Origin of the sequence: Aeromonas sp. 55A (assembly GCF_051919665.1) — a bacterium.
Lineage (GTDB): Bacteria > Pseudomonadota > Gammaproteobacteria > Enterobacterales > Aeromonadaceae > Aeromonas > Aeromonas veronii.
The window spans coordinates 267,617-284,839 of the sequence record NZ_JBQBEH010000008.1; the positions used below are offsets into that span (position 1 = coordinate 267,617).

The 17,223-nt window shown below is 55.5% G+C and carries 18 protein-coding genes; all 18 read right to left on the reverse strand.

Annotated features, from left to right (window positions below):
• Nucleotides 1–2: 2 nt before the first annotated feature.
• Nucleotides 3–647, reverse strand: a complete 645-nt coding sequence (gene ccmA, locus ACTG2G_RS04975; protein ID WP_005353659.1) for a cytochrome c biogenesis heme-transporting ATPase CcmA — start codon at nt 645–647, stop codon at nt 3–5.
• Between the two features lie 198 nt (nt 648–845).
• Entirely contained in the window at nt 846–1,223 is a 378-nt protein-coding gene (locus ACTG2G_RS04980) for a DUF2802 domain-containing protein (RefSeq protein ID WP_439985889.1), read from the reverse strand.
• Between the two features lie 28 nt (nt 1,224–1,251).
• Nucleotides 1,252–1,740: a chemotaxis protein CheW gene (locus tag ACTG2G_RS04985; RefSeq protein WP_005298836.1), complete on the reverse strand. Its 489-nt coding sequence runs from the start codon at nt 1,738–1,740 to the stop codon at nt 1,252–1,254.
• Between the two features lie 69 nt (nt 1,741–1,809).
• The gene (locus ACTG2G_RS04990; protein ID WP_274161147.1) at nt 1,810–2,682 is read right to left on the reverse strand and encodes a chemotaxis protein CheW; all 873 of its coding nucleotides are present in this window, start codon (nt 2,680–2,682) and stop codon (nt 1,810–1,812) included.
• Entirely contained in the window at nt 2,679–3,473 is a 795-nt protein-coding gene (locus tag ACTG2G_RS04995) for a ParA family protein (protein WP_005334696.1), read from the reverse strand. The genes ACTG2G_RS04990 and ACTG2G_RS04995 overlap by 4 nt, the downstream gene beginning before the upstream one ends.
• Before the next feature lie 4 nt (nt 3,474–3,477).
• The gene (locus ACTG2G_RS05000; protein WP_439985241.1) at nt 3,478–4,398 is read right to left on the reverse strand and encodes a flagellar motor protein MotB; all 921 of its coding nucleotides are present in this window, start codon (nt 4,396–4,398) and stop codon (nt 3,478–3,480) included.
• 2 nt (nt 4,399–4,400) lie between these two features.
• The gene (locus tag ACTG2G_RS05005) at nt 4,401–5,138 is read right to left on the reverse strand and encodes a flagellar motor protein (protein WP_019444726.1); all 738 of its coding nucleotides are present in this window, start codon (nt 5,136–5,138) and stop codon (nt 4,401–4,403) included.
• A gap of 2 nt (nt 5,139–5,140) precedes the next feature.
• Nucleotides 5,141–6,256, reverse strand: a complete 1,116-nt coding sequence (locus ACTG2G_RS05010; protein WP_267511607.1) for a protein-glutamate methylesterase/protein-glutamine glutaminase — start codon at nt 6,254–6,256, stop codon at nt 5,141–5,143.
• A 32-nt stretch (nt 6,257–6,288) separates the two neighbouring features.
• Entirely contained in the window at nt 6,289–8,526 is a 2,238-nt protein-coding gene (locus ACTG2G_RS05015; protein ID WP_439985242.1) for a chemotaxis protein CheA, read from the reverse strand.
• Between the two features lie 11 nt (nt 8,527–8,537).
• On the reverse strand, nt 8,538–9,278 hold the full coding sequence (locus ACTG2G_RS05020) for a protein phosphatase CheZ (protein WP_100653282.1): 741 nt from the start codon (nt 9,276–9,278) through the stop codon (nt 8,538–8,540).
• Between the two features lie 12 nt (nt 9,279–9,290).
• Nucleotides 9,291–9,662, reverse strand: a complete 372-nt coding sequence (gene cheY, locus ACTG2G_RS05025) for a chemotaxis response regulator CheY (protein ID WP_005334709.1) — start codon at nt 9,660–9,662, stop codon at nt 9,291–9,293.
• 123 nt (nt 9,663–9,785) lie between these two features.
• Complete coding sequence (locus ACTG2G_RS05030) at nt 9,786–10,505, reverse strand: RNA polymerase sigma factor FliA (protein WP_019444723.1); 720 nt, start codon at nt 10,503–10,505, stop codon at nt 9,786–9,788.
• A complete protein-coding gene (locus tag ACTG2G_RS05035) occupies nt 10,498–11,373 on the reverse strand; it encodes a MinD/ParA family protein (RefSeq protein WP_013723550.1) in 876 nt (291 codons plus the stop codon). Before ACTG2G_RS05035 ends, ACTG2G_RS05030 begins: the two co-directional genes overlap by 8 nt.
• Nucleotide 11,374: 1 nt before the next feature.
• The gene (flhF, locus tag ACTG2G_RS05040) at nt 11,375–12,799 is read right to left on the reverse strand and encodes a flagellar biosynthesis protein FlhF (RefSeq protein ID WP_021229881.1); all 1,425 of its coding nucleotides are present in this window, start codon (nt 12,797–12,799) and stop codon (nt 11,375–11,377) included.
• Nucleotides 12,800–12,815: 16 nt separating this feature from the next.
• Nucleotides 12,816–14,918, reverse strand: a complete 2,103-nt coding sequence (gene flhA, locus ACTG2G_RS05045; RefSeq protein WP_005353675.1) for a flagellar biosynthesis protein FlhA — start codon at nt 14,916–14,918, stop codon at nt 12,816–12,818.
• A gap of 107 nt (nt 14,919–15,025) precedes the next feature.
• A complete protein-coding gene (flhB, locus tag ACTG2G_RS05050) occupies nt 15,026–16,156 on the reverse strand; it encodes a flagellar biosynthesis protein FlhB (RefSeq protein WP_005334720.1) in 1,131 nt (376 codons plus the stop codon).
• Nucleotides 16,149–16,946, reverse strand: coding sequence for a flagellar biosynthetic protein FliR (gene fliR / locus ACTG2G_RS05055; protein ID WP_429221030.1), 798 nt, complete (start codon nt 16,944–16,946; stop codon nt 16,149–16,151). Before fliR ends, flhB begins: the two co-directional genes overlap by 8 nt.
• Nucleotides 16,943–17,212 carry a flagellar biosynthesis protein FliQ gene (gene fliQ / locus ACTG2G_RS05060; RefSeq protein WP_005334727.1) on the reverse strand — a complete coding sequence of 90 codons (270 nt, stop codon included), beginning with the start codon at nt 17,210–17,212 and terminating at the stop codon, nt 16,943–16,945. The genes fliR and fliQ overlap by 4 nt, the downstream gene beginning before the upstream one ends.
• Between the last annotated feature and the right edge of the window lie 11 nt (nt 17,213–17,223).

Sequence of the window (17,223 nt, forward strand, 5' to 3'; positions counted from 1 at the left end):
CGTTACTCCTGCAATGTCGAGGCGAAGGGGGTCAACGAGATAGTCTTCAGGCGTCCCTGCATCAGGGTCAGATCCTGATGAGTGGTGAGGATCACCATGCCGCCCCGCTCGGCGTGGGCCAGAAAGAGCTGCTCGAGCACCTTGACCCCTTGCTTGTCGATGGCGGTAAAGGGCTCATCGAGGATCCAGAGTGCCGGTTTCTGTGACAGCCAGAGTCTGGCCAGGGCCACCCGGCGTTGCTGACCGGCAGAGAGTTGCCCGGTCGGGTTCTCTTCAAATCCGGCCAGCCCAACCCGGGCCAATATCTGCCACAAGTCAGTCTCTGTTTGCTGCGGGTGATGTAACTGCTGGTAGAATTTCAGGTTTTCAAAAGGGGTCAGCGCCGCTTTGACACCGGGCTGATGGCCGAGATAGAGCAGATTGGCATGATACTCATCGCGACAGTGACGAATATTCTCCCCATTCCAGCACACCTCACCGGCAAACGGCTGCGACAGCCCGGTCAACAACCGCAACAGGCTTGTCTTGCCAACCCCGTTGGGCCCTTCAATTTGCACCAGATCGCCAGGCGCAACAGAGAAAGAGAGGTGTTCAAACAGAGTGCGATCTTCGCGCACGCAGCTCAGATTGTTAACTTGAAGCAGCATGGGGATTTTTTCAGAGAAAATGAAGCGGTCTGCATCTTAACACAGTATTGGAATACGTCTTTTCAAAGATGCAACAATTGAACTGACTGGCGACCGGGATCACAAAGAAAATACGGTAGAAACCGCCTGCTCAACGCAGCCGAGGGACAAGCGGCTGCACGCCATAAAATTCAGGAAGGCAATTGCCTTCCTGAATCATCAAGAGCGACCTTTTCGCAACGATATCAAGAGCTCAGCCTCTGCCTTTGGCAACTCGCACTCACTCATGACTTCATCAAGATCGGCACCCAGTTCGACCATCTTTGCCGCTCGGCTGTAGAGCCTGCGTTCGGGATCCTGCATGGTCAGCTCTTGCTGGCGCTCATTGACCTGCTGCATCGCCCCTTCCACCGACTGCAGACGCTGCCCCATGCCAATGGCGCCGGTATGGAGTTCCATCATCTGCTTGCGCAAGCTTTCCAACTGACCTTGCAGGCTTGCCACACTGGCCTCGGACTCCTGCTTGCTGCGCTTGCTCTTGAACCAGATATAAGAGGCAAACGCCAAGGCAATCAGGGACATCCCCAAGGCAACCATCTCGATTATCAAAACATCACCTTACTTATCAGAGGGAACCGATATCTTCCCACTCTTCATCGGAGAGCAGCTTGTTCAAGTCAACCAGGATCAGCAGTTGCCCATCGCGGTTGCTCACCCCCTGAATAAACTTGGCGCTCTCTTCAGTACCGACCGCAGGTGCCGCATCGATCTCGGAAGAGCGCAGATAAACCACTTCAGCCACGCTGTCGACCATGATGCCGATCACCTGCTTCTCGGCCTCAATGATCACAATCCGGGAGTTTTCACTCACATCACCGGAAGGTAGACCGAAACGGGAACGGGTATCGATGACAGTCACCACATTGCCACGCAGGTTGATGATCCCCAGTACGTACTCAGGCGCACCCGGCACCGGTGCAATTTCGGTGTAGCGCAACACCTCCTGAACCTGCATCACATTGATGCCGTAGGTTTCGTTTTCCAGTTGGAAGGTTACCCATTGCAGCACTTCATCTTCGGCCAGATTCTGTGCAATATTGCGCTTTTCTGTCATGTTTTTATTCCTTTTATGAAAACGTCTACTGCTAAAACTAGCAATAAAACAGCTCGATTGCAGAAGTTATCAGCGACCTTCTATGTTAACCCCACGCTCCAGCAACAGGAGCAATTCGCGGACGTGTAACAGGGCACACATTTTTTCTTTGACCATGCCAGCCAACCAGGGGCGCTTACCCTCCTGATGGCGCCATTTCACCTGGTCACGGTGTAACAATTCAGTCCCTTTGAGATGATGGCAGGCTAATCCCCACGGCGATTCACCAAGCATAATCAGATACTTGTAATCATCCATCTCGAGATGCTGACCCGGCATGACCCACTGGGCAGTATCGACCACATTCATCTTCTGCTCGCGAGAGGTCATGATCCCCTTGTACCAGCTAGGCTGGCCAAACAGGGAGGTGATCTCGCCCAGCTGATGAATCCCCCCCAGCTCGGTCAACGGCACCGCAAACGTCACACCCGCGACTTCAAAGAAAAGGGCCTGAAACTCCTTACCGGTATCGATATTTTCCCAGGTAACAGGTTCACTGGCCTCTACCGGAGCAACCTCCAGCGCCGTTTCGGTCAGGATAGTAGTATGGGGCTCCGCAACCTCGGGGAGCTGCACCTCCGCAGGCCACTCAGGCTCCACCGGCAGCAGTGATTCCTCCGCCACAATCTCCAGCGGTGCGGTGAGTGTTATCTCCTGGGTGAAGGCGTCATTCTCAAACTGGACTTGTCCCACCTGAGCCAATAGCTCACCAAGTTGGGCAAGCCGTGGATCGCTTTCGAGGTAAGGTGCGGCGACTACCTCAGGGACGCTTTGGGGCTGACGTTGCAACTGTAAAACAGGGGCGGATTGAGCCTCTTCCACCTCATCCGGCACCAGTGGCTCATCGAGCAGCAGGGAGTGGAAATAGTCATCCATCGCCCGAACTTGAATGGTATCTCTCATGCCGTCACCTCATGAACCCGTTGCCGCTCAAGGGCATCAAGATGATTGAGCAGCGTTTCATATGCATAGGTTCCACGACTCCCGGGAGAATAGATAGACGGGGGGATATGCAGCAAGCTGGCATCCCGAAACTTGGTATCAATAGGGATCACCGCATTCCATACTGAATCCCCATATTGATCCTTGATCGACTTCAAGGTCATCAGAGAGGCTCGGGTACGCTTGTCGAACATAGTCGGGATCACGGTATAACGGAACTTGTCACGCTTGGAACGCTGCATGATCTCGAATGTTTTCATCATCCGCTCCAACCCCTTGAGGGCCAGAAATTCGGTCTGGACAGGCACCAGAATGCGATCGCAGGCAGCCAGCGCGTTGACCATCATCACTCCCAGCACTGGCGGGCAATCGATCAGCACGTAATCATATTGATCCTGAATGCGCAGCAGTGCCCGCTTCAGTACCAGTCCCATCCCCTCACGATTGCCCATCACCCGATCAAGGGTCGCCAAGGTAATAGATGCTGGCAGTAAGTTGATATTTTCGAACTTGGTCTTGAGCGTCAGTTTATTGACAAGCTCGGCTGTCGGTTTGACAGCTTGAAACAACTCATAGAGGGTTCCATCCAGGCGATCTGAATCAAAATCAAGATATGCAGTCAGCGAAGCATGGGGATCGGTATCAATCAACAGCACCCGCTGGCCACGCTGGGCCAGGATCCCCGCAAGCGAGACCACTGTGGTGGTTTTACCCACACCACCTTTCTGGTTGGCAACCGTCCAAACAATCACTGTATCAATCCTGCCTTGTTGTTATGCGTATGCCACCACCGGGCAAGGTGATCACCTTTATCTCTCCTGCATCCACCGCCTGTTGTACAGCAGGAACCGGTTCGGCAACTACCGTAGGCGTTGCAACCACAGGTGCCGGCGGCACCCAGGCAAATTTGGAGATAGCAACCACAACCTTGCGATTCTGCCGTCTGCCCTGCTCGCTGCCGTTGTCAGCAAAGGGGGAAAACTCGCCATATGCCTCGAACGCCAGACGCTGGGGGGCGATCCCATCGGCAATCAAACCATTGAGTACCGCTTCGGCCCGAGCAGCAGAAAGCGCCCAGTTAGAACGATAAATTTCATTATTTATCTGTTGGTTATCGGTATAACCCCGAACCCTTACATAGTTATCGACCGGTTTGAGAATACTTGAAAGAGTATTAATGACCGGTGCTGCGTTTGGTCCCAAAAAGGCACTGCCGCTACCAAACAACAAGCCGGAACTGAGTTCAACCGTCAGCCAGTTCTCATCTTGCGTCAGTTTGACGATACCGGCATCTACCAGCGAGCCCATGCTCTGTTGCAACTGCATATCGAGTTTTGCAAGTGTCGCGCCATCTTGCAGCACTGGCACACCAGAAATAGGAGCAAGTGAAGGAGAGGGGGATGCTGGGCTTTCCAGCAATGATGGAGAGGCAGATACCGGGTTATCCAGCAGGGAATTACCCTGCCCTTCAAGCAAGCCATTGCCGCCAGACTGCATGACACTGAACGCCTGGCTCATACCATCAATCACCGCGCGATACTTGTCCTTGTTCACCAGTGCAACAGAGTAGAGCACCACGAACAAGGCAAAGATCAGCGTCATATAATCGGCATAGGAGACCAGCCAGCGGTCAAGATGCTCGCGACCCTGCAAGTGCAACCGATAGCGCTTGCGCATGGCTACTCTCCTTTCAAATAGGCCCTGAGCCGGCGTTCAACCTGCAAGCCGTTTTCACCATGGGCGATAGCCAGCAGCCCTTCCAGGGTCATCTCCTGAAAGAGTGCATAGTGATAGTGAAATGCGCGTAGCCTGTTGGCGATAGGCAGGTAGATGAGGTTGGCAAACCCCACTCCATAGATGGTTGCCACAAATGCCACTGCGATCCCAGCTCCCAGTGCTGATGGGTCTTCGAGATGAAACATGGCCTGGATCAGGCCCAGCACGGCACCGATGATCCCGATGGTCGGACTGTACCCCCCCATTGCTTCAAATACCCTGGCGGCATGTTCATTACGCTCCTGCTCGATATCGATATCGGCTTCGAGCAACATGCGAATATCCTCCGTGGAGACCCCATCGACAATCATGCCAAGCCCTTGGCGAGTAAAGTTGTCTTCCTCCTGCTCGGCCTGATTTTCAAGGGCCAGCAGCCCTTGCTGGCGCGCAAAGACGGCCCATGACTGCAACCGTTCGGCCTGCGCCGCGAGATCTTGGTGGGGAGGGGTAAAAATCCATAACAGCTGGCGCAACGCCAGCAGAATGTACTTGGCTGGAGTCTGCAACGTGACGGCACCAACGGTACCACCCAGCACGATCAAAAAAGCGGGGCCGTCCACCAACGTCAACAGGGAGCCGCCATGCCACAGTTGGGCAATGGCAATAGCCCCCAATGCCAGGAGCAGACCGAGCAAGCCCATGATTAGCGCCCCAACTCAACCAGAATACGCTGGGCCACCTTGTCCAGAGGGAGTGATTCGCTGGCAATCCCCGCTTTAGCTACTGCTTGGGGCATACCATATACCACGCAGGAAGCCTCATCCTGAGCCCAGATGGTTGATCCCTGCTCTTTCAGCAGTCTGGCGCCATCACGGCCATCAGCCCCCATACCGGTCAGCACAATCGCCAGCACCTTGTCGGCATAAGTTTTGGCCGCAGAGGCAAAGGTGATGTCCACACAAGGCTTGTAATTTACCTTGTCGTTGCCATCCACGATGCGAATGCGAGCCCCTGCACCACGACCTTCTAGCAGCATCTGTTTGCCACCAGGAGCAAGGTAGGCATGCCCGGGTTTAAGCACATCGCCATCTTCCGCTTCCTTGACGCCAATCTGGCATAACCCGTTGAGACGGGCAGCAAACGCGGCGGTAAAAGTGGCTGGCATATGCTGGATAAGCAGGATTGGATGGGGAAAATCCCCCGGCAACTTGGTCAGCACATTTTGCAAAGCAACAGGTCCGCCGGTAGAAGTACCAATCGCCACCAACTGATAACTCTTGCCACTGCGCTTGAATGAAGCACTTGGCACAGTGCGTTGCAGGTCAGGCTGACGATCAGGAGTTCTGGGTGCAGTGCTGCCCAGGGGAGCACGAGCAACCGGTTCAGGTGCTTTGGGGCGAGCAGCGGATGTCATCAGGAAGCGCTTGCGGGAGATCTCCTTCACCCGCTGTTGCAACAGTCTGACCGCTTCATCTTTGTCTCTGGCAATGTCCTCAAACTTCTTGGGCAAGAAGTCGAGGGCACCGGCGTCCAGCGCATCAAGCGTAGCCTTGGCCCCTTCATGGGTCAGGGAGGAGAACATCAGAATGGGGATTGGGCACTTGGCCATGATCTCCCGCACCGCACTGATGCCATCCATCACGGGCATTTCGATGTCCATGGTGATCACATCAGGGCGCAGCGACATCGCCTTGTCCACCGCCTCACGTCCATTCTGGGCCGTATCAATCACCGTCAGCATGGGATCCTGATTGATGATCTCGCTCACCCGACGGCGAAAGAAGCTCGAATCGTCGACAACTAATACCTTGACTGCCATTGTTGTTTTTCTAACTCCTTGGGCCTGAGCTATTAATGTCTACGCGCATATGCTTTGAGCAGACTCGGCACATCCAAAATAAGAGCAATTCCGCCATCACTGGTAATCGTCGCCCCGGCCATGCCAGGGGTGCCTTGCAGCAGGTTATCAAGTGGCTTGATCACTACCTCTTCCTGACCAATCAGGCTATCTACCACAAACCCGATTTGCTGAGTGCCAATCTGCACGATAACCACATGTCCGGTATCCTGGCGTGAACGCTTGTTGGCGCCACGAATCAACCATTTGTGCAGATAGAAGAGCGGTATCGCCTTCTCGCGCACAATGATGGTGAGCTGGCCATCAACCATGTTGGCCTTTTTCAGATCCAGATGAAAAATCTCGTTCACACAACCGAGGGGAAGTGCGAAGGTCTGCTCACCCACCTCAACCATCAGAGTCGGCAGAATGGCTAGCGTCAACGGAACCTTGATTTCGAGACGGGTACCTTTCCCCCAGGTGGAATCGATGTGCACCGATCCATTGAGGCTGACAATGCTGGTTTTAACCACATCCATTCCGACACCACGGCCAGAGATATCGGAGATCTCGGCCTTGGTTGAAAAGCCCGGGGCAAAGATCAGGTTATAGGCATCGTTGTCGCTCATGCGAGCGGCAGTATCTGCATCCAGAACACCGCGACTGATTGCGATGGACTTGAGTTTCTCAGGATCCATACCAGCCCCATCATCCTCGATGCAAAGCAGAATATGGTCACCTTGCTGGGAGGCGCTAAGGGTGATCGTCCCTTGCCGCGGTTTGCCCGCTTTCTCCCGCACATCCGGCATTTCGACCCCGTGATCGCATGAGTTGCGAACAAGGTGAACCAGAGGATCGGCGAGCGCCTCTACCAGGTTTTTATCAAGATCGGTCTCTTCCCCCACCATCACCAGCTCAATCTCTTTCTTGAGGGTTCTTGCCAGATCACGTACCACGCGCGGGAAACGACCAAAGACCTTCTTGATTGGCTGCATGCGGGTTTTCATCACCGCACCTTGCAGGTCAGCCGTTACCACATCCAGATTGGCAACCGCCTTTGACATCTCTTCATCATTGCTGGCAATACCCAGGCTCACCAGACGGTTACGGACCAGTACCAACTCACCTACCATGTTCATGATGACATCGAGGGTCTTGGTATCCACCCGCACCGTCGTATCGCTTTGTACGGCACTGTTTTCTGCTGGCGCAGGTGCCGCCTTGGCGGCAGGCGCTGGTGTCTTGGCTGCTTCGGCAGGTTTTGCGGGGGCAGCCGGTGCTGGTTTGGCAACAGGAGTGGCCGGTTTGGGCGGAGTCACCGCAGCAGGTGCGGCAGGTGCGGCAGGTGCGGCAGGTGCGGCAGGTGCGGCAGGTGCGGCAGGTGCGGCAGGTGCGGCAGGTGCGGCAGGTGCCATAGTACTCTGAGGCCCTTGACCACGACCATGCAATTCATCAAGCAGGCGTTCAAACTCATCATCATCGATAAGCTCGTCCACCTCTTTTTGCACCGATTTCAGAGGATTCACCTCTGGCGCCCCCATGTGCTGTCCCTGACCATGGAGTTGATCCAGCAAGGCCTCAAACTCATCATCGGTGATATCGCCAGAGCCACCAGCGATAGGCGCTGCTGCAACCGTCTTGGTCGGTGCCCCACCCACGCCGTGGAGCTCGTCCAGCAGGCGTTCAAATTCGTCTGCAGAAATTTCATCTATCGAGCCGCCGCCATTGACAGGAGCAGGCTCGCTGCTGGTGGCTGCGGGTTCAACAACTTCTGGAGCAACTTCTTCAACAACTACCGGTGCTGCAGGTTCAGATTCTACAGCCGCAGCCGCACTGGTAGCAGTGCGCAGTTGCTCTTCCCCTTCTGGCTTGCACAACTCATGGAGGTCATGAAGCAAATCATCTGACGCAGGGCTGGGGGCTTCGCGATTTTGAACCTGGGCGAACATGACATTGATGGCGTCCAGCGCTTGCAGGATCACATCCATCAGCTCCGCAGTAACGGTTCGCTTGCCATTACGCAAGATATCGAACACGTTTTCCGCACCGTGGCATACATCAACCAGTTCACCGAGCGACAGAAAACCTGCCCCCCCTTTCACGGTATGGAAACCGCGAAAGATAGCATTCAACAGGTTCTTGTCATCGGGCCGCTTTTCCAAGTCGACCAGTTGTTCAGACAACTGTTCCAATATTTCGGATGCTTCGACCAGAAAGTCTTGCAGTATGTCTTCATCAACTTCGAAGGCCATGCGTCACTCCATTAGAATCCCAAGCTAGACAGCAGATCGTCCACATCATCCTGACCATTGACCACATCGGCACGAGCCTCGGGGTTCATGATAGGGCCCTCTGCTTCAATCCCGTTAACAGGAATACTACGAGTTGAATGCTCAGCAGAAGCCTCACCAAACATGGTCAGCATTTCTATTAATTTTGTTTCAACTTCCTGAACAAGCTTGATGACCTTGCGGATCATCTGACCTGTCAAATCCTGAAAATCTTGTGCCATCAGGATTTCTGTCAGCAGTTGCCGTAATTTATCGGCATCAGACTCTGAAGCCTTAATAAAATCATCAAGTTGGTGACATAAGGATTTGAACTGCCCCACGCTCATGTCACGAGACATCAGGGCATTCCAGTTCGGCATCACCAGCTGGATATTGTCATTCAGGCGATCCGCTATCGGCAAACTGGCTTCCACCGCATCCATTGTGCGATTGGCCGCTTTGTCGGTCATATCGATAACGTAGCTCAAACGCTCCCGAGCATCGGGAATGTCATGGGTAGCCAAATCGGGAATACGGGGATCGAGGCGAAATTCTTGAAGTGAATCATGCAGTTGTCGGGTCAGCTGACCTACTTTTTCAAACAGATCGGCTGCGTTGGGGGCACATACTTCGGCAAGCAGTTCATCGGCCAGCTCAAATTCGCCTTGCTCCAGATGAACAACAAGCATCCTTGCCTGGTCGAGCGAAATCATTGCTCTCGTTTTGGCCATCATCCCTGCAGCTCCTTAGCCAATTCGTTCGAAAATTTTGTCGAGTTTTTCTTTGAGCGTTGCTGCGGTGAAGGGCTTGACGATGTAACCGTTGACGCCAGCTTGGGCGGCTTCAATGATCTGCTCACGTTTGGCTTCAGCAGTTACCATCAGTACCGGCAGATGCTTGAGCTTCTCATCGACACGGATGGCTTTAAGCAGGTCAATACCTTGCATGCCAGGCATGTTCCAGTCGGTAACTACAAACTGAAAATCACCATTTTTCAGCATCGGCAGCGCTGTATTGCCGTCATCCGCCTCATGGGTATTGTTGAATCCCAAGTCGCGCAGCAAGTTCTTGATAATCCGGCGCATCGTTGAAAAATCGTCAACAATGAGGATTTTCATGTTCTTGTCCAAAATTCCCTCCTAAATAGCCACCAGAGTGGCTCACTTACATGATGCTAAAAACGGGTTGTGTCGTGCGGATTATGCCTTAGAGTTTCATCTCAGTGTAGCCAGTACAAACACTTATAGATGCCAATCTCTCAAACGAGCACGCAATCTGTGCATTGCCTGACTGTGGATCTGGCTCACACGCGACTCGCTGACATTCAAAACCTCGCCAATTTCACGCAAATTCAGCTCTTCATCGTAGTAAAGAGAGAGAACCAAAGCTTCTCTCTCTGGTAGACGACCAATTTGCTCGGATAATTGAATCTGAAATCGCTCGGCAGCCAATTCATCGAATCCCGAGCCTGAAGGAGCATCATCGGGGTTGCCGATCACATCCTCGCTGACCCCCAGATCCTCGATACCGATAATTTTGCCGCAGGAGACATCTTGCAGCATCGCATGGTAATCAGCGATGGAGACCCCCATCTCGGCAGCAACCTCGGTATCTCGCGCGTCACGCCCGTGAGTCTGCTCGACATTCTCGATCGCTTCTGCAATAGCCCGGCTGTTGCGATGCACAGAGCGGGGTACCCAGTCACCACGCCGGATCTCATCCAGCATGGCGCCTCGGATGCGGATCCCGGCATACGTCTCGAAGCTGGCCCCCTTGCTACCGTCAAAGTTGCGGGAGGCTTCAAGCAGCCCAATCATACCTGCCTGGATCAGGTCATCCAGCAAGACACTGCTGGGCAGGCGAGCCAACAAATGCTGGGCAATTCGCTTGACCAGGGGAGCATGACGCTCCACCAGCACGTAGGAATCCTGATGACGCAAGTACGCTTGGGCTTTATTCACGGGAACCTTCCTGTGTTGTGGCCGGTTTCTGCAACAAATTTTCCAGGAAAAACTCCAGATGGCCGCCCGGCTGGTTGGGCACCGGCCAGCTCGCAGCCTTGTTGGCAAGGGCCCGGAACGCCAGTGCGGCCGGCGACTTGGGAAACGCCTCGACAATCAGCTTCTGCTTGCGCACGGCGGCACGCAGATTGGTGTCATAAGGTACACAGGCAACCAGTTCCAGCGAGGTGTCGAGGAAACGATCCGTGACCCGGGTCAGTTTGGCAAAGAGCTCCTGCCCTTCGCGCAGACTGCGCACCATATTGGCCACCACCTTGAAACGAAACACACCGTGATCCTTGGAGAGGATCTTGATGAGGGCGTAGGCATCGGTGATGGAGGTCGGTTCATCGCAGACCACCACCATGATGTCTTGCGCTGCGCGGGTGAAGCTCAGCACCATGTCGGAGATCCCCGCAGCCGTATCCACCAGCAGGATGTCGACCTGGGTCTTCATTTCGCTGAAGGCACGGATAAGTTCGGCATGCTGCACCGGAGAAAGCTCGACCATGGACTGGGTGCCCGAGGTCGCAGGCACGATCATCATGCCGTATGGACCTTCGACGATGATATCGTCGATGGTGCATTCACCCGCCAGCACGTGAGAGAGGTTGCGATGAACCCGCAGCCCCAGCATGACGTCGACGTTGGCCAGACCCAGGTCGGCATCCAGCACCATCACCCGCTTGCCTTGGGCAGCCATGGCTCCGGCCACGTTCAGGGTCACGTTGGTCTTGCCCACGCCCCCTTTACCACCGGAAACGGCGATTACTTTTACTCGATTGTTTTGACGCATTTTGCGCAGACCACTCGCCTGATCCATATACATGTTACTCATAAAACTCCGAATCTTCGGCCTCGCCAAAGCCTGCGCCCCAGAAATAGGGCTCCTCTGTTTCTCGCTCCAGCGAGCCCATGGCAGCCCCGACGAGCTGCGCCGCATTGGCAACCTGAATATCTTCCGGAACCCTTTGTCCGTCAGTGATATAGCTGATGGGCAATGAATTCTGGATACACACGTTAATCACTTCGCCCAGATTCAGACTTTCATCCAATTTGGTAAGTATGCAGCCGCTTAATGGAATACGCCGGAAATGGTCAACCGCCTCCTGCATCACCCGACGCTGGGAAGTTGCCGACATCACCAGATAACTGCGGATCCGCACCTTGGCATTCTTGACCAGGGTATCGAGCTGCTCGGTCAGCCGGATATCCCGTTGGCCAACTCCAGCCGTATCGATAAGTACCAGCCGACGGTGGCGGAACTGATAAAGGGCATTGGCCAGCTCTTCTGCATCACGCACCTGCCGCACCGGACACCCCATGATGCGACCATAGGTCTGCAGCTGTTCATGGGCACCAATCCGGTAGTTGTCGGTGGTGATCAGCGCCACCTGCTCGGCGCCATACTTCATGGCGAAACGGGCCGCCAGCTTGGCAATAGTGGTGGTTTTGCCCACCCCGGTCGGGCCAAGCAGCGCCACCGCGCCGCCCTGACGCATGATCTCGTCCTCACTGATCTTGAGCTGGGCCGTCAGCACCTCGGCCAACTGGGCCATCGCCTGATGGATGGACATATCTTCGGGGATCAGTCCCGCCAGTTGATCGGCAAACGCATCATCAAAGCCCAGTTTCTTGAGCTCCTTGATCAACAGGGCCCGCATCGGTTCGCGGCGCTCCACCTCTTGCCACATCAGCCCGGAGATCTGGTGCTCCAGCAATTTACGGATGCTGGCCATCTCCTTGCGCATCCCTTCCATCTCCTGATCCCGCTGGGCAGGTTGAGGGGGGCGCTGGCCGGACGCAACCCGGGCTTTGGGCTTGGCAGGTTCGGGAGCTGCGCCCCACTGCCCCTGCTCGGCCAATGTTCTGGGCGCTGCATTGGCAGCGGCCAGCCCGGCCGATTGGGTATTGCCCATTGGCGCCCCGTTGCCCGGCTTGAGCTTCTGCTGGCGCGCCAGCAAGGCGGCCAGGGTATCGGCATAATGTTCGTTCTGCTCCTTCGCCGGCGACGGCTCGGGGCGGATCATCTGCCGTGCAGCAGACGAAATATTGACGCTCTCATCGTTCAGCTGACGGCGAACCGGCGCATCTTTGGGCCCCGGGACCTGGGATTGATAATCGACTGCGGCGACTATCTCTACCCCTCCGGTGACCTTCTTGTTGGACATGATGACGGCGTCAGGCCCGAGAGTCTCCTTGACCTCGGCCAGAGCCGTTCGCATATCCTTGGCAAAAAACCGCTTAATCTTCACCCGTCGTCTCCGCTAACTAGTTCTGCCCTACCGCACTGACGATGCGGATCTGCTTGTCGTCGGGCACTTCCTGATAAGACAGAACGCGCAATCCAGGAATGGCATTCTTGACAAATTTCGCCAGGGTATTGCGCAAGATCCCCGATGTCAGAAGCACGGCCGGTTGGCCTTCCAATTCTTGTCGTTGAGTGGCTTCCACCAGCGAACGCTGCATCCGCTCTGCCAGACCCGGTTCAATACCGGCACCATCACCGCCACCAGCCTGCAGAGATTGATGCAATATACGTTCCAATTCCGGCGCCAAGGTAATCACCGGCAGCTCGGGATCGGGGCCTGCAATCTCCTGCACAATCAGGCGACGCAGGGCAATCCGGCAAGCGGCCGTTAGCACTTCCGGATCCGGACTGCGCGGTGCGTATTCAACCAGGGTCTGCAGGATAGTGCGCATATCGCGGATTGGCACGCCTTCATTGAGCAAATTCTGCAATACCTTCACAAGGTTACCCATGCTGATCACTTCCGGCACCAGCCCTTCGACCAGCTTGCTCTGATGTTTGCCAATCATGTCGAGCAGCTGTTGTACCTCGTCATGACCCAGCAACAGAGCCGCATGGTTGGTCAGGATCTGGCTCAGATGGGTAGCCACCACGGTCGCGGTATCTACCACCGTATACCCCAGCGTCTGTGCCTGAGAGACCATCTCCTTGGCAACCCAGACCGCTTCCAGCCCGAAGGCGGGATCCCGGGTCGCTATCCCCTGGATCTGGCCGAACACCTGCCCCGGATTGATGGCCATCTCCTTATCATGGTAGACATTGGCCTCGCCGGTACTGACCCCCATCAAGGTGATGCGGTATTGGTTTGGCGCCAGATCCAGGTTGTCGCGAATATGGACGGCCGGGACCAGAAAGCCCAGCTCTTGCGAGAGTTTCTTGCGCACCCCTTTGATCCGGTTGAGTAGTTCGCCACCCTGATTGCGATCCACCAGCGGGATCAGCTGATAACCCACTTCAAGCCCGATGATGTCCACCGGCATCACATCGTCCCAGCTCAGCTCTTTCTGCTCATGAGGTTGTTCGGCAGTGGCAGGCAGCAGCTCGCCCTTGGCTGCTTTGGCGGCCGCCAGTTTCTCGCGGCGCAGCAACCACCAGGCGCCAGCGGCGGCAAGAGCCCCCAGACTCAGGAAGGCGAAATGCGGCATCCCCGGCACCAGCCCCATCATCAGCAGAATCCCGGCCGAGATGATCAGCGCCTTGGGATTGTCAAACAGCTGGCCTAGTACTGCGGTACCCATGTCCTGATCGGTATTCTGACGGGTCACTATGATGGCGGCGGCGATGGAGAGCAGCAGGGAGGGGATCTGCGCCACCAGACCGTCACCGATGGCCAACAAGGTATAGATCTCGGCCGATTCGCTGAAGGTCAGCTGGTGCTGCATCATCCCGATGATGAAGCCGCCGATGATGTTGATAAAGAGGATCATGATGCCCGCAATGGCATCCCCTTTGACAAACTTGGAGGCACCATCCATGGAGCCGTAGAAGTCAGCTTCCTGGGTCACATCCTGGCGACGCTTCTTCGCCTCTTCCTGATTGATGAGGCCGGCGTTCAAATCGGCATCGATGGCCATCTGTTTGCCCGGCATCGCATCAAGGGTAAAACGGGCACTCACTTCCGCGATCCGCCCAGCACCCTTGGTAATCACCACAAAGTTGATGATCATCAGGATGGTGAAAACGATGATGCCGACCGCATAGTTGCCGCCGATCACCACGTTACCGAACGCCTCGATCACATGGCCGGCCGCCGCACTGCCATTATGACCTTCCAGTAACACCACCCGGGTCGAGGCAACGTTCAACGCCAACCGCAGCAAGGTAGCGAGCAGCAGTACGGTCGGGAAGGCAGCAAATTCGAGGGGGCGGCGGGTATAAACGGATACCAGCAGCACCACGATGGAGAGGGCAATGTTGAAGGAGAAGAGCACATCCAGCATCAGCGGCGGGATGGGTAACACCACCATGCCGAGCGCGGCCAATACCAGCAGAGGGGTGCCAAGGCCTTTGCCCAATACTCCCCGGTACTCTTTGAACTGGCCCAATACTGCCTTGAATTCCATCGCGCTTCTCAATTTCAACCTGCTGGTGCCAGATTAAAGCAAACATCAAGCCAATAATACAAGGCATTGAAATACAATGGGTTTATTTTGACTACGTCAGAACTTTGTCATTTTCGATATTCGGTCGGAATGGGGAGATCTTTAGCCAGCGGCTGGGGACGGCGACCCTGACCACGGCGGAATTTCTTGAGCTGGAAGACATAGGCGAGCACCTGGGCAACCGCCGCAAACAGCCCTTCCGGGATCTCGTGGCCCAGCTCGGTTGAGTGGTAAATAGCCCGGGTCAAAGCCGGTGACGGCATGATCGGGATCTCGTACTCTCTGGCGATCTCCCTGATCTTCATTGCAATTTCATCTGTGCCCTTGGCCACGACCTTGGGCGCGGCACCGGGTTTGCCCGCATCATACTTGAGCGCTACCGAGTAGTGGGTCGGGTTGGTGATCACCACATCGGCCTTGGGCACATCCCCCATCATCCGGCGCATCGCCATCTGCATCTGCAGCTGACGGATCTTGCCCTTTACCTCTGGCTTGCCTTCGCTGTCCTTGAACTCGTCCTTGACCTCCTGTTTGGTCATCTTGAGCTGACGCATGTGGTTCCACTGCTGGAACGGCACGTCGATGGCAACGATGGGAAGCAGGGCGCAGCAGAGGATGATCAACATCCAGAGAAACAGCTCCAGCGCATCAATAATGCCGCCGGGGAAACCCTCCATTGAGAGGTTGAGCAGGTGATTGAACTGGCTGGATAACATCCACCAGGCAAACAGGGTGATGAACACCACCTTGGCGATGGATTTGACCAGCTCGATCAGCGACTGCACCCCGAACATGCGCTTGAGGCCGCTGAGTGGACTCAGCTTGCTCATCTTGGGCATCATGGCTTCGGTGGAGAAGTTCATCCCCCCCATCAGGGTGTTGCCGATAAAAGCGGCAATCGCCACCAGTGCAAACAAGAGTCCCAGCGGAAGCACCAGTTCCCCCAGCAGCGCCGGCACCATGGCGATCATGGCATTGGGATCGAAAGCCTGCTCCCTGTCCAGAGTAAAGCCCATGGTGACAACCTTGATCATGGCAGTCGCCAGCGAGCCCTTGAGCATCAACAGGCCAAAGACCGCCGAGAGCAGAACGCTGGCGGTCCCCAACTCTTTTGAACGTGCAATCTGCCCTTTTTCACGGGCCTGTTGCAGTCGTTTGCCCGTGGGTTGTTCGGTACGTTCCTGGTCGGTATCAGCCATGAGCGCCTCCGAAGCACTGGGTGTTGATCAGCTCGCAGCTGACCTCCTGCACCCGCTCCCACATGATGTCGTAGTGACCGAGGAACCCGCCGATAGTGAGCCAGAGGATCAGCAGACCCGACATCATGCTGACCGCAAAACCGATACTGAAAATGTTGAGTTGCGGCGCCGCCCGGGTCATGACACCAAAGGCAAAGTTGATTAAGAGCAAGGCGACGATGGCTGAGAGCGACATCACCAAAGCAGCCTGATACATCACACCCAGAAACGCACTCAGGGTTTTCATGGATGAAACCGAGAGGCCGTGCTCGGAGACAGGCAGTGTCTCGAAACTAAGAATGACCAGCCGCAGCATCACCAGATGACCATCCAGCGCCAAAAACACCAGGGTCGCCAGCATCAGATAAAACTGACCCACTACGGGGGCCGACTGGCCATTCATCGGGTCCACCAGGGTGGCAAAACCCAGACTGGTCTGCATGGCGATGACCTGACCGGCCATCACGAAGCTCTCCATCAGAAACTGGGTCATCAGACCAAGGGCAATACCGATCAGCAATTGCTGGCCCAATACCAGAAAGCTGCCGGCAGAGAAGAGTTCAATGGGGGGCATTTTCGGAAGCAGCGGGGCAATCAGAAAGGTGATGGCCAAAGCCAGCCCCATCCGTACCCGCGCAGGAGCGAGGCGGCTGCCGAACACCGCCATCACCATCAGCAGACTGCTCACCCGCGCCAGCGGCCAGAGGATGGAAGACAACCACTCCATGATCAGAGCGGTTGTGTAGGTCATCCCACCACCTCGGGGATTTGATTGACCATCAGTATGAAGAAGTCCATCAGACTCTGCATTCCCCAGTGAGCACCAATTCCCAGGGCCAGCAGGGTCACGATAAGACGGGGCAGAAAGCTCAGGGTCTGTTCGTTGATGGAAGTGGCCGCCTGAAAGATGGCTACCACCAGCCCGATAGCGAGGCTGGGCAGGATCACGGCGCTGACCATGATATTGACCAACCAGAGCGCCTCGCGAAAGACGTCGACAAAGGTTTCAGGACTCATGTTCGGGCTCC

Coding starts and splice junctions, on each gene's coding strand:
- ACTG2G_RS04990 (WP_274161147.1), bottom strand. CDS start 2,682: ATGAGAGATACCATTCAAGTTCGGGCGATGGATGACTATTTCCACTCC.
- ACTG2G_RS04980 (WP_439985889.1), bottom strand. CDS start 1,223: ATGGTTGCCTTGGGGATGTCCCTGATTGCCTTGGCGTTTGCCTCTTAT.
- cheY (WP_005334709.1), bottom strand. CDS start 9,662: ATGAAAATCCTCATTGTTGACGATTTTTCAACGATGCGCCGGATTATC.
- flhB (WP_005334720.1), bottom strand. CDS start 16,156: ATGGCTGATACCGACCAGGAACGTACCGAACAACCCACGGGCAAACGA.
- ACTG2G_RS05005 (WP_019444726.1), bottom strand. CDS start 5,138: ATGGGCTTGCTCGGTCTGCTCCTGGCATTGGGGGCTATTGCCATTGCC.
- ccmA (WP_005353659.1), bottom strand. CDS start 647: ATGCTGCTTCAAGTTAACAATCTGAGCTGCGTGCGCGAAGATCGCACT.
- flhA (WP_005353675.1), bottom strand. CDS start 14,918: ATGGAATTCAAGGCAGTATTGGGCCAGTTCAAAGAGTACCGGGGAGTA.
- ACTG2G_RS05010 (WP_267511607.1), bottom strand. CDS start 6,256: ATGGCAGTCAAGGTATTAGTTGTCGACGATTCGAGCTTCTTTCGCCGT.
- ACTG2G_RS05035 (WP_013723550.1), bottom strand. CDS start 11,373: ATGTATATGGATCAGGCGAGTGGTCTGCGCAAAATGCGTCAAAACAAT.
- fliQ (WP_005334727.1), bottom strand. CDS start 17,212: ATGAGTCCTGAAACCTTTGTCGACGTCTTTCGCGAGGCGCTCTGGTTG.
- ACTG2G_RS05020 (WP_100653282.1), bottom strand. CDS start 9,278: ATGATGGCCAAAACGAGAGCAATGATTTCGCTCGACCAGGCAAGGATG.
- ACTG2G_RS04985 (WP_005298836.1), bottom strand. CDS start 1,740: ATGACAGAAAAGCGCAATATTGCACAGAATCTGGCCGAAGATGAAGTG.
- fliR (WP_429221030.1), bottom strand. CDS start 16,946: ATGACCTACACAACCGCTCTGATCATGGAGTGGTTGTCTTCCATCCTC.
- ACTG2G_RS05015 (WP_439985242.1), bottom strand. CDS start 8,526: ATGGCCTTCGAAGTTGATGAAGACATACTGCAAGACTTTCTGGTCGAA.
- ACTG2G_RS05000 (WP_439985241.1), bottom strand. CDS start 4,398: ATGCGCAAGCGCTATCGGTTGCACTTGCAGGGTCGCGAGCATCTTGAC.